Source organism: Idiomarina sp. OXR-189 (assembly GCF_034373425.1).
In the GTDB taxonomy this organism is placed as follows: Bacteria; Pseudomonadota; Gammaproteobacteria; order Enterobacterales; family Alteromonadaceae; genus Idiomarina; species Idiomarina zobellii.
Genome location: NZ_CP139706.1, coordinates 1,519,129 through 1,533,557, shown reverse-complemented (window position 1 = coordinate 1,533,557; position 14,429 = coordinate 1,519,129). Strand labels below are relative to the sequence as shown.

The following is a 14,429-nucleotide window of genomic DNA, read 5'->3' as shown; positions in this document are numbered from 1 at the left end:
CATCACATAATGTTTCTGGCTTGGTTTTCGAGCGCTCGCAGTTGGTCTATGCGAGCGTTAATGCGCTTACGGGTAATATCATTGGCCGTGTGGTTATGCGCTGTGTGCAGCTGATTAATGGCCAGCGAAAAGTTGCCACGTAACGCCAAAGCCTCGGCGCGAGTTTCGTACATGGCGGCTCGCTTCCCACTTTTCTCATACACGCGGGTCAGTAAGTCGAGTGCTAACGGGTGGTTCGGGTTTTGCAGCAAAAACTCGCGCAATAGCTTTTCAGCGAGCTTACCGTTACCGGATGTGAGTGCTGCATTGGCAAAGTTAATGGTAATAACAGGCTCTGTCGGCTGACGGATATACTTACCTTCCAGCCAATCCATAACGTATTCGTAGTTTTCCTGCCCCAGTAAAATATCGGTTTGTACGTCAATGTAAAACGGGTTGTTCGGCTCGTCTTTAAGCAAGGTGTTGATATGCTCTGAAGCTGTGTTGTAATGGCCCCGGTCGAGAGCAATTATCGCCAGGCCATAAGTGCCGGCACGTTGGTTAATTGGGTTACTGCTGTTCGCCATATCCTGGAAGTCGGAGACCGACGGGTTCTCGGCGTAACGAGCTTCAACACGAGCTTTCGCTAATGCAAACTCAAGACTGGGTTTTACATCGATACGACGCATCGACTCCGCGCGTGCTCGGGTGTCAGCAATACGTGATTCGGGGAGCGGGTGAGTCATGAGCATTTCCGGTGGTTTACTGACGTAACGATATTTTTCCGCTAAACGACCGAAAAAATCCGGAGCCCCCATGGGATCAAAGCCAGCGGCTAACAGAACAGACAAACCAATGCGGTCAGCTTCTTTTTCATATAGCCGAGTGTAGTTAATTTGCGACTGTCCAGTTGCCCCCAATGTCGTATACAAACCAGCCATACCGGCTTCCGGGTTAGCCATACCTAAGAGAATTGAGCCAATAACGCCGGCAATGGTCATGGGCATATTCTGTTGTTGCTCTTGCATGCGGCGGACAATATGGCGCTGTGTGACGTGAGCGACTTCGTGCCCGAGCACAGCGGCCAGCTCGGACTCCGTACGGGCTTCCTGAATAAGCCCGGTATGCACACCCACGTAGCCGCCCATAAACGCAAAGGCGTTAATTTCGTTATTGCGTATCCAGAAAAAGTTAAAGGGGTATTTCACGCCACTGCTGTGGCGCACGAGGCGCTGCCCTAAATTGCTCAGGTAGCTTTCGAGTACCGGGTCATAAATAATAGGTGCCTGAGCCCGTACCTGACGCATGTAAAAGTCGCCAACCACTTGCTCGCGCTCAATGCTTAGAAATGCTGCGCCAGTGGTGCCTATTTCAGGAAGTCTGCGACTGTCTTGTGCGCTGTAAGCAAATGCAGTAAAAAAGGTGGTAACAGCAATAACAGCGGGCAGCAAAGTTTTTAGCAGCGTTTTATACATCGACGACTCAATTAGTGAAGTTACAAATACTCAGGTTTTGTCACTGATAAGAGTGATTTTTTCATCTTTAGTTCCTTTTTACTCTATGGGGTTATGGAAAGATTGCAAGGACTGATATTATCCTTGTAAGAATCTCCGGGAGATAACAGTTCATGTTTGATTACATAAAGCAGTGGTATCAACGTAAGTTTTCAGATCCTAACGCGGTTACCTTATTCCTGTTACTGGTGGTGACAGTCGTTGTCATTGTTCTGTTTGGTAACTTACTGGCGCCGCTTATTGTTGCTATTGCGCTTGCTTACCTGCTTGACTGGCCGGTGACTCGTCTTATGTATATGGGAATGTCGCGGTTAACGGCCACTATTATCACTTTTGTAGCGTTTTTGGCGCTGGCTGTTCTGGTGCTGCTGACACTGGTTCCGGTTATATGGCAGCAAAGCACCATGCTTATTCAAGAGTTACCAAATATGATAGGTAACCTACAGATATGGCTGCATAAACTGCCGGAAATGTTCCCAAGTGTTATTGATGAAAGCCAGATTAATGAGCTGACTCAGTCGTTGAAGAATCGTGTTGTTGGCTTTGGCGAAAGCCTGGTAACAGTCTCTGTCACTTCGTTAATAAATCTTATGGCTATGTTGGTTTATTTAATCGTCGTGCCGCTGCTTATTTTCTTCATGCTGAAAGACCGTGATGTGTTAATGGCTAACTTCAGTAAGTTACTGCCTTCTAACCGCGCACTTATTACTCAGGTCGGGCAGGAGATGAACCTGCAAATTATGAATTACATTCGCGGTAAGGTTATTGAAATTATCGTTGTCGCTATAGTGTCCTTTGTAACCTTTAGCTTATTTGGGCTTCAGTATGCGTTGTTATTGGCTATTTTAGTCGGCTTCTCAGTTCTTATTCCATACATTGGTGCAGCGGTGGTCACAATTCCTGTCGTTTTAGTCGCGTTGTTCCAGTTTGGACCTACTGCCCCGTTTGTTTGGGTGACGGTTGCTTATCTTATTATTCAGGCGCTCGATGGTAACTTACTGGTGCCGCTGCTGTTCTCCGAAGCAGTGAGTTTAAACCCGGTCTACATTATTGCTGCGGTATTGATATTTGGTGGTATTTGGGGGTTCTGGGGTGTGTTCTTTGCGATCCCGCTGGCTAGCTTGGTTAAAGCTGTGATAACCGCCTGGGACACCGGAACTAGCAATATAGAACAAACGGAAGCGAAAACAGAAAAAGCCTCGTCATAAAGTGACGAGGCTTAGTGTCTAATATGAGTAAAGCTTAGCTTTTCAGGTGCTCTAAGACCACGTCGTGGTGTTCTTTGGTTTTGAACTTATTGAATACCTTTGAAATGGTTCCGCCTTGTTCAACCAAAAAGCTAATACGATGAATACCGTCGTATTCTTTGCCCATAAATTTCTTCAGGCCCCAAACACCGAAGTCTTCAGCAACTTTATGATCTTCGTCGCTAAGCAGGGTGAAGTTCAATTCGTCACGTTCAGTGAACTTCGCCAAACGCTTAGGAGCGTCAGGGCTAATACCCACTGAAACAACGTTATGCTTCGCCAGCTCGTCGCGCTGGTCTCGCAGGTTTTGAGCTTGCACGGTGCAGCCTGGTGTCATGGCTTTCGGATAAAAGTAAACCAGTACACGGTGCTCTTTCAGCAAGTCTTTTAGCGACACTTCGTTTTCATTTGCGTCTAGTAGCGTGAACTCAGGCGCTTTGTCGCCAGCTTGTAATGTATTCATGACTGTCTCCTTAGTCTTCCAATAAATGAATAGGGGTATCTTAACCAACAGCTTATACGTTAGGAAAGCTTAGTCCGGTTTTTCTTAGGTTTACGGAACCTTCTGACTAAGATACGTTCCTATCACTTGTGTTTCGTTAGGGCTGGCATTAACATTGTTGCCCAAAATTTAGGACTTGGAGAAGGTATGCTGAAAGGCAGTATCGTTGCACTGGTCACTCCTTTTACCAAATACGGTAATGTGGACTACAGCGAACTTGAGTTTCTGGTAGAACAACATATAAAAGCAGGAACCGACGCTATTGTTGCCGTGGGAACAACAGGCGAGTCAACGACATTAACCCACGAAGAGCATATTAATGTGGTCAATGCGGTGGTGGAGCTGAGCGCTGGGCGTATAAGTGTTATTGCCGGAAATGGCTCAAACTCTACCAGTGAAGCCGTGCAACTGACCGAAAAAATGACCCAAGCCGGCGTTGACGGCTTTTTGAATGTCACACCATATTACAATAAGCCTTCTATGGCTGGACTGATGGCGCACTTCGAAGCCTGTGCCGACGTTACCGACAAGCCTCAAATTCTTTATAACGTGCCGGGCAGAACTTGCTCTGACATGACGCCGGATATCATCGAGAAGCTGGCGCAGATTCCAGGCGTGGTTGGTGTAAAAGAAGCCAATGGCGATGTCAGCCGTGTGGCCGAGCTTAAAAAACGCTGCGGTGACGATTTTATTTTGCTAAGCGGCGATGACCCAACGTCTCGTGAGTTCATGCTCGCAGGTGGTCATGGTGTTATTAGCGTCACAGCAAATATAGCGCCAGAGCAGGTGAAAGCCATGGTTGATGCAGCCGTTAAAGGCGACTCTGAGACCGCAAACAAACTCGATGAACAACTAGCGCCGCTGCACGACATGCTATTTATTGAATCTAACCCTATTCCAGTCAAATGGGCGTTAGCGCTCATGGGTTGGTGCAGTGCCAATTATCGCCTTCCGTTAACACCGCCAGAAGAGGCTAATCAGGCCATTATTGAGTCGGTGTTGGAGAAAGCTAATCTTATTAATACTCAGGAGTCATAATGAAATTGTCCTACCTTGCCCTGGCGCTAACCGCAGCGACGCTTGCTGGTTGTTCCGCGGCAGATAGAGAAAGAGCCAGTGGCGGTTTTGATTACGTCAATATTCAACCAACTGATACCTTGACGTTGCCTGGCGATCTTGAGCGTCCTGAGCGGGATTCTGATTACGCTGTGCCGCAGACCGATATAAAAAATGCTCTGATTGGGCAGCGTGTCAACATTACAGCCCCTCAACAAGTGCGTCCATTAGGCCTAGGTAGCCGGGTACTGGAGACTGAAACTGAAACGCGGGCGTATTTCGATATTGTTGATGGTATGGGTGATTCTGTTACTGAATTTGTAAAAGAGGCCGCAGAAACGGTGCTTGAGCGTCGTGGTATTAGCTATGACGTGCAAAGTGATGGTCACTGGTTAACTGAAACGATGAGTCTTCAGCAAACACTGGACGGCGAGGGTGGTTTTCTCGGCTTTGGTGGTGAAGAGGATAAGCTACAAGAGCGTACATTCCGTTACGAAATTATTCAGGAAACTGAGTCGCACAACCGCACCACGTCACTGCGAGTTAACATTGATAACTTTACGCAAAAAGTTGATGGTCGCACGGTGGATGTTGCGCCAGTAGTCGGAAATAACCTCGAAGCAGACTTACTTAATGCTATTATTTCTGAAGTAAACCGTAAGCAACAGCAGGCTGTGGCACAGCTTAAAGCTGAAGGTATTGATACCCAGCTGACTCAGTCTGACGCTGGAGAAAATATCTTGTTGGTTGAAGATAGCTTTGATCAAGCATGGCCATTGGTGAATCTTGCGCTACAAAGCATTGGCTTTGAAGTCGAAGACTTAAACCGTGAAACCGGTACTTATTTTGTTAGCTACAGCGAACCGGACAGCGGCTTCTTGTTTATTGGCGGCGACGACTACGAACCGCTGAATATCGAAGAAGGTGAGTACGAATTTAGATTGCTTGAGTCTGGAGAGAATACTGCTGTACGCGTCTATCAAGATGATACAATGGTACCTGAGCAGTGGCTGCAAGCGGTTTATGAGAATTTCCGAGCAGCTGTCAAACAGCAAAGTAAACTGTAATTAAGTGCGAGTGGAACAATCAATGGAAAAGCGCAGTGAGTTGTACCGGGGTAAAGCGAAGACGGTTTACCACACCGATGATCCAGACCGTTTAATTCTGGAGTTTCGTAACGATACATCGGCTTTTGACGGTGAAAAAGTTGAGCAGCTTGACGATAAAGGCAAGGTAAACAATAAGTTTAACCACTTTATTATGAGTAAGCTGGAAGAAGCCGGTATTCCAACCCAGTTGGATGAATGTATCAGCGATACCGAGTCGGTAGTGAAAAAGCTCGACATGATTCCAGTCGAGTGCGTGGTGCGCAACTATGCTGCGGGCTCTTTGGTTAAACGCTTAGGCGTTAAAGAAGGTATGGAATTAAATCCACCAACCTTTGAGTTCTTCCTGAAGAACGACGCGCTGCACGATCCAATGATCAACGAGTATCACATTCAGGCATTTGGTTGGGCAAAAGCTGAGCAAATTGAGAAAATGAAAGAATTGACGTTCAAAGTGAACGATGTTCTGAAAAAGCTCTTTGCTGATGCAGGCTTGCTGCTGGTTGATTATAAGCTTGAGTTTGGTGTCTTTAACGGCGAAATCATGTTAGGCGACGAATTTAGCCCGGATGGCTGCCGCTTATGGGACGCCGAAACCCGTGAAAAGCTCGACAAAGATCGTTTCCGCCAGGGTCTTGGTGGTGTTGTTGAAGCGTATCGCGAAGTAGCTAAGCGACTAGGCGCGGATATTTAATCCTGCTTGTCTTTGTGGTCCGTTTCAGAGTCGTCTTTCTTTTCTGACGACTTTGTTCCGGGCCATTTAAATTTCGCACTGTACTTTAAGACCATCAGGTTACTGACAATAACGCCTATTACCAGGGCTATTAGTAACCACACCAAATGTTCGTCCATCCTTCATCCTCAGTTATTGTATCAATATAATGTTTTTTTATCGTTGGCAGGTTATCCAGAATACAGGGTTTGCCTTCAAGATCGAGCGCACTGATAGTGCCCTCCAGAACCTCTAATGACAGCAGCTTGTGACACTGACTGGAAATTGGCCGGTAACTTAAGTGCCAGGGCTCTTGTGCGACACCGCCCTGATAACGGGCATACGGGAAAAAGAAGCCATACTCATGAGCGTGCTGAGTAAGCCATTGCCATAGTTCATAGCACGGGCCGGATTCATTGACGTACTCACTGGGCACGAGCTCCAATTTTAGCGTTTTGTCAGCTTCGAAAGGGCGCGGATCATAAACGTCTAAATCTGTTCCCCAATGATGTCGACTGCCACCTGGAAGTGCCGACCAGTGCAATATCGCCCACAACTTTTCAGTATCGCTTAAGGCATTGGCGTTAATAATATCGCCATTTTTATTGCGCAGAGTGAGCTCTCCCCGCCACTTGCGATTCCAAATTGACAGCTGGCGATCTAAAGAACGGAATCCCGATGCAATACGAACTTCAATGCCGTTATTCGAAGCCGCTTGTTTGAGCTTAACGTAGGCCCTTGCCGCTTGTTCTTCGAGTCGCTGGTTTTCTATATCGACCAAATGCGATTCGTCGGCGCCGGTGACTTGCCTTAGCGTTAACACAGCAGGTTCTCCATACAACGCAGGTAGAGCGCGCTGAGTTTGTCCAGATCGTCGGCCTTCACTCGCTCGTTCACTTTATGAATGGTGGCATTCACCGGCCCTAACTCAACGACTTGTGCACCGGTTGGCGCAATAAAGCGACCGTCAGATGTGCCGCCGCCGGTAGATAACTCAGTCTCGAATCCGCATTCATCCTGTATGGCGTGGGTAACCGCTTCAATTAAACCGCCGGAATCGGTTAAAAATGGTGGGCCGTTGAGCTTCCATGTCAGTGAGTATTTTAAGTTGTGCTTGTCCAGAATAGCTTCTGTGCGCTGTTTTAATTCTTCAGCAGTGACTTCTGTGGAAAAGCGAAAATTAAACTGGGTGTCTATACGACCGGGTATCACATTGCCCGCACCGGTGCCGGCGTTTATGTTGGACACTTGAAACGTTGTCGGAGGGAAGCTTGCGTTGCCTTCGTCCCATTGCTCATTAACCAGGTCACTTAACGCGGGCGCTATTTTATGCACTGGGTTATCCGCCAGGTGAGGGTAAGCAACATGCCCCTGAATGCCCAGTACCGTTAAGTCGCCGGTTAAACTGCCACGGCGCCCGTTTTTAACCACGTCACCGAGCTTATCGGTGCTTGACGGTTCACCAACAATGCACCAATCAATTGGCTCATTACGTGCTTGTAAAGTCTCTATCACACGTTTGGTGCCGTTTATGAAAGGGCCTTCTTCGTCACTGGTAATGAGAAAGGCGATATCCGCATCAACATTGGGGTGTTTTTCGATAAAAGCTTCGGTGGCCGTCACCATAGCCGCCAGGCTGCCTTTCATGTCGGCAGCACCTCGGCCGTATAAGTACCCGTCATGAATAGTGGGTTCAAATGGCGGAAACTGCCAGTCGTTGACATCACCCGGTGGAACAACATCTGTGTGCCCGGCAAAGCAGAACACTCTACGCCCCTGACCGCGGCGTGCCCATAAGTTGGTGGTGTCTTCAAACACCATGGTTTCCAGTTCAAACCCCAGTGCTGCCAAACATTCACCAATAACTTGCTGGCAACCTTCGTCTTCTGGTGTGACAGAGGGCCGGGAAATAAGCTCTTTGGCTAATGCCAGTGTTTCGGAACTCATAAGTAGCGTTCACTCCACTGTGCATCTTTAAAGCCACAGTGAATACCGTCACTGTCTTTTACTAATGGACGTTTAAATAAGGTCGGTTGCTCTGCTACCAGTTCGGCCAGCTGGTTATTATCGGTTAAGGCTTTTTGGTCGTCAGAAAGATTACGCCAACTGGTGCTGCGTTTATTAATGAGTTGCTCAGCCGGCAGTTCACTCAGCCAGTCCAGAACCGTTTCTTTTTCCAGAGGTTGCTCACGAACATCAATAAACTGATAGTCAACGCTGTGTTTATCTAACCACTTCAGCGACTTCTTAACAGTGTCACAGTTTTTAATTCCGTAAATGGTCAACATACTTCTATTACTCCGGTTCTTCGTTAAGACAGGTTTCATTGGCAAAAACACGGCCGCTTTGCAGCCAGTGCACGGGCAATTCACTTGCTTGCTCGGTTAATGCAGATAATAACACGCTTAACCCTTGCTGTGACTGCGGTAAACTGCGTAGTCTGGGGAGGTTTAACGAGGCAAGCGGTGCACCTTGCTCCACTCGCTTGGTCTGGCGGCAAAGCACTTTTAGCGCGTCATGCGTTAAGTATTGTTCACCACGACCTAAAATGAGTTGCAGGGAAAAGTGCTCGTTGACTTTAATGGCGATATAATCGCCACTCTGGCTTAAGTGCAGCAATTCGCCGGATACTGGCGCATATAAGGTACTGCCTGTTATGCTGAGTTGCAGGCCTCGGCCAAGCAATTCGCTTCCCGGAATAGCAGAGGCAGAACGCGCCGACTGAACCCGCCCGGTTATGGGCGCGTATATTGATGGAAGCTGAGGTTGGGGCACTGCGGTTGACCCTCTTATGGCGTTAATTTTAAGAGTATAGTGACAAAGCGCGGGAAGCTTATCAACTGTATCCACATTATCTGTGGATATCTTTGTGCACTACACGGTTGTAACAGTGTAAGGCACTGAAAAGTAAAGGTTATTTGTAAAGGTCGAATATCGTACAGCGGTCATTTAATTGATCATTAATGCAGCGGTTTTAGGAGTTATTCAGTTGAGCCAGTCGTTTTTTCAAACACTTCGTGACGGAAAAACCTACGCTGAAACGTGGCCTCACCACTCAGTGGTTGCGGCAATGACAGAGTCCCGGGTTATTCCAATGACACGTAAAGGTGTCAAATGGGTGCCGGGTATAGCAGTAATTAATGCATTACTGACCTGGCAGTTTTTGCCACAGGAGCAGTTGGCAACAGGCATTATGCTGTCGTTGATTATGCTGAGTTTACCGTTACAGGGAATCTATTGGCTGGGGTGGCGTTCACAGCAGCAGCTGAAGCCGCAGTTAAAACGTTGGTATTTGGAGCTAAGGCAGAAGCTTGAGGCGCAAGGTATTCCGGTTAAAGCGGCTAACAACAAAGCGCCTCGATACATGGATTTAGCCATTGTTCTGCGACAGGCGCTTGATCAGCTCCCGCCGCATGAACATTAATATTACACGTTAAAGGTCGACCAAACCGGAGCGTGGTCAGAAGGCTTTTCTATACCGCGAAGCTCGTAATCAATGCCGGTATCTTCACATTTCTCGGCCAGGCTCTCGGTCGCTAAAATTAAGTCAATGCGAAGGCCCCGGTTGTCGTCAAAGCCACGAGAGCGATAGTCAAACCAGCTAAATTCGTTGTCCGTATCCGGGTTCAGCAGGCGGTAAGTGTCCTGGAAGCCCCAGTTCATCAGTGTTTGAATCCACTCACGCTCTTCGGGTAAGAAGCTGCATTTACCGGTGCGTAGCCAGCGCTTGGCGTTGTTTTCACCAATACCAATGTCATGGTCAATGCGCGAAATGTTCATATCGCCCATAACAATCACCGGGTCGTCGGCAGAGAGTTCGGTATTCAGGTAATTCATTAAGTCCTGATAAAACTTCTCTTTAGCCGGGAATTTGGTGGGGTGGTCACGACTTTCGCCCTGTGGGAAGTAGCCATTCAATACACGTACACGTTGACCACTTTCAAGTGGGTAGTCACCCATAATCATTCGGCGCTGCGCGTCTTCACCGTCAGTCGGGTAGCCAAACTGTGGGTTTTCTAACGGCTTTTTGCTGAGCATGGCAACACCGTAGTGACCTTTTTGGCCATAATAAATGACGTGATAACCCATCGCCTCGACATCTGCCAGGGGAAATTGGTCGTCATGAACTTTGGTTTCCTGCAAACCGATAACATCGGGCTGGTGTTTATCGATAACCGCCTGAAGTTGGTGCAAACGTGCGCGAATACCGTTGATATTGAATGATATTACTTTCATTGAGTGTCCTGTCGTCATGCAATTTTGCCAAAAGCATAACATAAGCGGAGAAAAACTTGGGATGCGAAAATATAAGAAAGTTCGTATACTCGGGCGGGCGTTAGGTAGGGAGAATAAGACGTGCAGCAGCTACTTAATAATTTAGGAATGATGATTCGTCCGCATTTTTATGAAATTGCGATGATGATTGTGGCCACTTTGTTGGTCATTTACGGTAATGAAATTAATAAAATGGTAAAGCGCCAGGTCGCGCATTGGCACTTCCTTTTCAGAACCTTAGTGTTTGTAGTCGTGTGCGCCTTTGGCTATGGTTGGCTGTTGGTTTGGTTTACACCGGTTTTAGCCGGCTGGCTGGGTCACATACCACTTCAGTTTGTAGCTGTCAGCACTATAGGCATTGTCTTTTTGCTGGGTATTCTCGCCGAACGAAAGAAACAATTATAAATCAGGGACAGTAGTATGAGCGACTGGATTGATATTAAAGCCGGTGCGCAAGCGTATCAGCACATTCAGGAAAAGCAGTTAACCGCTGACGACATTGGCTTGTTGTTGGGCGCCTCAGGCGGACCAAAGTGGTTTGTGCTGCAGGGCATTGACCGTTGGATGTTCGGCGACTTTTTTAAAAATAACGACAAGCCCTTAAACACACTGGGCACCTCTGCCGGTGCATGGCGTTTTGCGGCGCTTGGTCAGCAGGACCCGGTCGCTGCCAGTGACTTGTTTTGTCAGCTCTACAGCACACAAACCTACAGTGAAAAGCCCGATCGGGCGGAAATTACCCGCGAAGCCAAAATACTGCTCGATAAGTACATTTCTGACAAAGCCGTTGAAGAAATATTGGGGCAGTCAGCGTTCCGTCATCACTTTATTGTTGCCCGGTGTCGCGGGTGGACAGCCTCGGAGTCACGTCGACAACTCGTTGGACTGTTGAATTCAGCGGTTGCCAATGGCATTAACCGACGTTGGTTAGGTCGCTTTTATGAGCGTGTTATTTTCCACCATCCGGACTCTGATGCCGCGTTTACAAAAGACTGGAATGATTTACCCACTACCCGAGTCGCGCTGAGCCAAGAGAACTTCCAGCCCGCTATTTTGGCGACTGGCTCAATTCCTTTAGTGCTCGATGGAGTTAAGGACATTCCTGGTGCGCCTAAAGGCATTTACCGTGACGGCGGTGTCACTGACTACCACTTCGATCTCGACTTCAGCAATGTCGACGGTTTGGTGCTATACCCGCACTTTAATCGCGACGTTATTCCGGGCTGGTTCGATAAACGACTTACCTGGCGTCGGACTACTGGCAAGAAGTGGCCTAATGTCATTTTTATTAGTCCGTCAGAAGCGTTTATAAAATCGTTACCTTACGGAAAAATTCCGGACAGAACCGACTTTGCTAATTTAGATGCAGAAACACGGATGAACTACTGGCGTAAAGCAATTGACGCTGGACGTCGAATGGGTGACCAATTACAAGACTGGGTAGAAAACGGCACGTTAAGAGAAAAAGTAAAACTCTGGACGCCTTAGTTGTTAAAACCCTTACAAGCCGTGAGTATCAAAACTGGCGTCGCATAACTGTTCAAAACGCTCGGCGGCCAAGCGTCGGGCGCTATTCAGTTGTTTTGCGGTTAATTGATGAATCAGTGACTGCAGCAGTTCGCTTGCTCCCTCTTCACCGGCATTTTCTGCCAATGTTAACCAACAGCAGGCATGAAAAATACTGTGGGGTAAGTCGCGACCTTGCATAAACATTTGGCCTAAATACAGCATGGCTTTGCTGTGTCCGAACAGTGCAGCGCGGCGAAAATGCTTAGCTGCTTCAAAACCCTGACCTTCTTTCATTAAATTGGCTGCTCGTACGTAGTGGTGTTTAGCAAAGCGTTGCCAGTACTCAGGACCACGAACCGTGGGTTTATTTTTAGCGGGCAGGCGAGTCTTGGCCAGCTCAATGAGCTGATCAACCTGTTGTAATAATGCGTTTTGCCATTCGTTGACGTTCGCCTGACTCATCCGGAATTGGTTATTTTTATGTTATTGTTGGCGTCAGTGTACACTATGTTTTTCAGTGGGCAAACTGCCTGAGTAACAAGGACTATTCGCGCTTCAATGAAAACGCCAATTTCAAATGATAACCTCGCCGCGCTATTAAACGCAGGGAACTGCCTGAGTCTTTTTATTTGGGAAGATGTGCCGGGCTGGCCGGTTCTGTTCGTGTCAGACAATGTCGAAGCGCTTTTGGGTTACCCGAAAGACCAGTTAATGAATCGCGATATCGAGTATCAGTCGCTGGTGCACGAAGAAGACTTGCCTCGGGTTCTGACAGAAGTTGAAGCACTCACCAGTCTTGAGTCTGGAGAGTCTATTACTCACGAAGACTACCGCTTAAAGCATGCCAATGGGCACGATATTTGGGTATCGGATACCACGGTGGTTATCACCGACGATGATGGCGTGAATTACTTGTACGGGTATCTTATTGATATTACCGAGCGTAAGCAGTTGGAGCTAGCCTTAGAAACAGAGCGTAATCGCCTTAAACTCTTGCTGGATGCGACACGTTTGGGTACCTGGGAATGGAACCCGCAAACCGGTGTGACTTTGTATAACGAGCGCTGGGCACAGATGTTTGGTTGGGAGCTGCATGAACTAGAAGCGCACGTGGCGAACTGGTCCAGTATTTTGCACCCCGACGACTATGAGCAAGTGTGGGAGTCGATAAAGAACCACCTTGATGGTGTAACGCCTTATTACGAGAGCGAGCACCGTATTCGTCACAGAAATGGCAGTTGGGTTTATGTGTTGGACCGCGGAAAAGTCATTGAGCATGACGAAAACGGCAGAGCCACTCGTTTTACCGGAACCGTGACTGACCTGACTGAACAGAAGCAGTCTGAATTAGACGCAAAACGAGCAGCGCACGCGAAAAACGTATTTTTGGCGAACATGTCTCATGAAATACGCACGCCATTGCACGGTATTCTCGGAGTTACGTCGGTTTTAGAAGCGTCAGAGCTCAACAGTAAGCAGCGTGATCTGGTTGAAACCATTAAAGACAGTGGCGACTATTTGCTGACTACTTTGAACGATATTCTCGACCTGACCAAAGCGGAAGAAGGGCAGTTAAAGCTGGTTTTGGGCTCGCATTCGCCTAAAAAAGTGCTTGAGCACATTGCGCATTTGTTTGAAAAGCCAATCGTCGACAAAGGCCTCAAGTTTACTCTGAATATAGCCCCGGATATTCCTGAAGTGACACAAATGGATCAGTCGCGTACGGCGCAAGTGGTCAGTAATTTGGTGAATAATGCCATGAAGTTTACTGAGACCGGCGAAATTAGTCTTTCTGCTAGCTGGGACCGGGAGTCTGACTTTGTCGGAGAGCTTATTATAGAAGTGAAAGACACCGGCGTAGGCATTGAAAATACCCAGCGTATTTGGCAGCTGTTTGAGCAGGAAAAGTACGGTTTGAACAGGCCGAAGGGCGGCAGTGGTTTGGGACTGGCAATTGTCCGAAGTTTGGTGCAGTTGCTCGATGGCACTATTCGGGTCGACAGTGTGCCCGGCGAAGGTTCGTGTTTTACTGTCGTGCTTCCCATGAGGACACAAACAGGAGCAAGTGCGCATACGCCCAAAAGAGAGCTGCCAAGCCTTGCGACCCACCGTGTTTTGGTGGTTGATGACAACCGAGTTAACCAGCTAATTATCAAAGAAATGCTGATGTCGCTTGGGCAAAAAGTGGAAATTGTCAGCAATGCCGAAAAGGCCTTTAAATTGTTCGGTACGCATTCCTACGACGCGCTGTTTATGGACGTGCACATGCCGAATATTGACGGCATGCAGGCTACCCAAAAGCTGCGTGGAATGAAGATAAAACAGCCGTATATTGTGGCGCTAACAGCGGATGCCTTTCCCGAAACTCGCAGACAAGCGATAGATGCGGGGATGGATGATTATGTCACTAAACCTTTTGTTAAAATGGATATTGCCGAAGCCCTTAAACGCTTTGAAGAGCGTCAGAATTCGCACACGCATAAGCGTTTGCGATAGTATGGGCACCACTTTTAAGACAAAAACAGAATA

General features: G+C 47.7%; 17 protein-coding genes. 8 read left to right on the top strand and 9 right to left on the bottom strand.

What is annotated here, in order from left to right; all coding sequences use genetic code 11:
• Positions 1–2 precede the first annotated feature (2 nt).
• The gene (locus tag UM402_RS07575) at positions 3–1,454 is read right to left on the bottom strand and encodes a M48 family metalloprotease (protein WP_058578997.1); all 1,452 of its coding nucleotides are present in this window, start codon (positions 1,452–1,454) and stop codon (positions 3–5) included.
• 152 nt (positions 1,455–1,606) lie between these two features.
• Between UM402_RS07575 and UM402_RS07570 the strand changes: the two genes are divergently transcribed.
• Positions 1,607–2,701, top strand: a complete 1,095-nt coding sequence (locus tag UM402_RS07570; RefSeq protein WP_058578998.1) for an AI-2E family transporter — start codon at positions 1,607–1,609, stop codon at positions 2,699–2,701.
• Positions 2,702–2,735: 34 nt separating this feature from the next.
• Here UM402_RS07570 and bcp read toward each other — a convergent pair whose 3' ends face one another.
• Positions 2,736–3,203, bottom strand: coding sequence for a thioredoxin-dependent thiol peroxidase (gene bcp / locus UM402_RS07565; protein ID WP_058578999.1), 468 nt, complete (start codon positions 3,201–3,203; stop codon positions 2,736–2,738).
• A gap of 186 nt (positions 3,204–3,389) precedes the next feature.
• On the opposite strand from bcp, the gene dapA reads away from it, so the two are divergent.
• The 3 genes from dapA to purC are packed head-to-tail and all read left to right on the top strand — an operon-like array spanning position 3,390 to position 6,098.
• A complete protein-coding gene (dapA, locus tag UM402_RS07560; protein WP_058579000.1) occupies positions 3,390–4,280 on the top strand; it encodes a 4-hydroxy-tetrahydrodipicolinate synthase in 891 nt (296 codons plus the stop codon).
• Complete coding sequence (gene bamC / locus UM402_RS07555) at positions 4,280–5,365, top strand: outer membrane protein assembly factor BamC (protein WP_058579001.1); 1,086 nt, start codon at positions 4,280–4,282, stop codon at positions 5,363–5,365. Before dapA ends, bamC begins: the two co-directional genes overlap by 1 nt.
• Before the next feature lie 22 nt (positions 5,366–5,387).
• Positions 5,388–6,098, top strand: a complete 711-nt coding sequence (purC, locus tag UM402_RS07550) for a phosphoribosylaminoimidazolesuccinocarboxamide synthase (protein ID WP_053952331.1) — start codon at positions 5,388–5,390, stop codon at positions 6,096–6,098.
• On the opposite strand, the gene UM402_RS07545 is transcribed toward purC, so the two are convergent.
• The 5 genes from UM402_RS07545 to UM402_RS07525 are packed head-to-tail and all read right to left on the bottom strand — an operon-like array spanning position 6,095 to position 8,891.
• A complete protein-coding gene (locus UM402_RS07545) occupies positions 6,095–6,256 on the bottom strand; it encodes a DUF2897 family protein (protein ID WP_058579002.1) in 162 nt (53 codons plus the stop codon). The genes purC and UM402_RS07545 overlap by 4 nt on opposite strands.
• A complete protein-coding gene (locus UM402_RS07540) occupies positions 6,229–6,939 on the bottom strand; it encodes a M15 family metallopeptidase (protein ID WP_058579003.1) in 711 nt (236 codons plus the stop codon). The genes UM402_RS07545 and UM402_RS07540 overlap by 28 nt, the downstream gene beginning before the upstream one ends.
• On the bottom strand, positions 6,933–8,063 hold the full coding sequence (gene dapE / locus UM402_RS07535; RefSeq protein ID WP_058579004.1) for a succinyl-diaminopimelate desuccinylase: 1,131 nt from the start codon (positions 8,061–8,063) through the stop codon (positions 6,933–6,935). The genes UM402_RS07540 and dapE overlap by 7 nt, the downstream gene beginning before the upstream one ends.
• Positions 8,060–8,404: an arsenate reductase gene (locus tag UM402_RS07530; protein WP_058579005.1), complete on the bottom strand. Its 345-nt coding sequence runs from the start codon at positions 8,402–8,404 to the stop codon at positions 8,060–8,062. The genes dapE and UM402_RS07530 overlap by 4 nt, the downstream gene beginning before the upstream one ends.
• A gap of 7 nt (positions 8,405–8,411) precedes the next feature.
• On the bottom strand, positions 8,412–8,891 hold the full coding sequence (locus UM402_RS07525) for a PTS glucose transporter subunit IIA (RefSeq protein ID WP_322295274.1): 480 nt from the start codon (positions 8,889–8,891) through the stop codon (positions 8,412–8,414).
• A gap of 214 nt (positions 8,892–9,105) precedes the next feature.
• Here UM402_RS07525 and yfbV point away from each other — a divergent pair, with 214 nt between their 5' ends.
• On the top strand, positions 9,106–9,540 hold the full coding sequence (yfbV, locus tag UM402_RS07520) for a terminus macrodomain insulation protein YfbV (RefSeq protein WP_058579007.1): 435 nt from the start codon (positions 9,106–9,108) through the stop codon (positions 9,538–9,540).
• A gap of 2 nt (positions 9,541–9,542) precedes the next feature.
• Here the strand turns inward: yfbV and xthA are convergent, their stop codons facing one another.
• Positions 9,543–10,352 (bottom strand): exodeoxyribonuclease III, encoded by an 810-nt coding sequence (gene xthA / locus UM402_RS07515; protein WP_058579008.1) that lies wholly within the window; start codon positions 10,350–10,352, stop codon positions 9,543–9,545.
• A gap of 120 nt (positions 10,353–10,472) precedes the next feature.
• Here xthA and UM402_RS07510 point away from each other — a divergent pair, with 120 nt between their 5' ends.
• Together UM402_RS07510 and UM402_RS07505 are read left to right on the top strand one after the other, a co-directional pair.
• Entirely contained in the window at positions 10,473–10,796 is a 324-nt protein-coding gene (locus tag UM402_RS07510; RefSeq protein ID WP_058579009.1) for a DUF3392 domain-containing protein, read from the top strand.
• Between the two features lie 15 nt (positions 10,797–10,811).
• The gene (locus UM402_RS07505) at positions 10,812–11,879 is read left to right on the top strand and encodes a hypothetical protein (protein WP_058579010.1); all 1,068 of its coding nucleotides are present in this window, start codon (positions 10,812–10,814) and stop codon (positions 11,877–11,879) included.
• A 12-nt stretch (positions 11,880–11,891) separates the two neighbouring features.
• Here the strand turns inward: UM402_RS07505 and UM402_RS07500 are convergent, their stop codons facing one another.
• Positions 11,892–12,362 carry a hypothetical protein gene (locus UM402_RS07500; protein WP_058579011.1) on the bottom strand — a complete coding sequence of 157 codons (471 nt, stop codon included), beginning with the start codon at positions 12,360–12,362 and terminating at the stop codon, positions 11,892–11,894.
• Positions 12,363–12,458: 96 nt separating this feature from the next.
• Here UM402_RS07500 and UM402_RS07495 point away from each other — a divergent pair, with 96 nt between their 5' ends.
• Positions 12,459–14,396: a PAS domain-containing hybrid sensor histidine kinase/response regulator gene (locus tag UM402_RS07495; RefSeq protein WP_053952321.1), complete on the top strand. Its 1,938-nt coding sequence runs from the start codon at positions 12,459–12,461 to the stop codon at positions 14,394–14,396.
• Positions 14,397–14,429 lie beyond the last annotated feature (33 nt).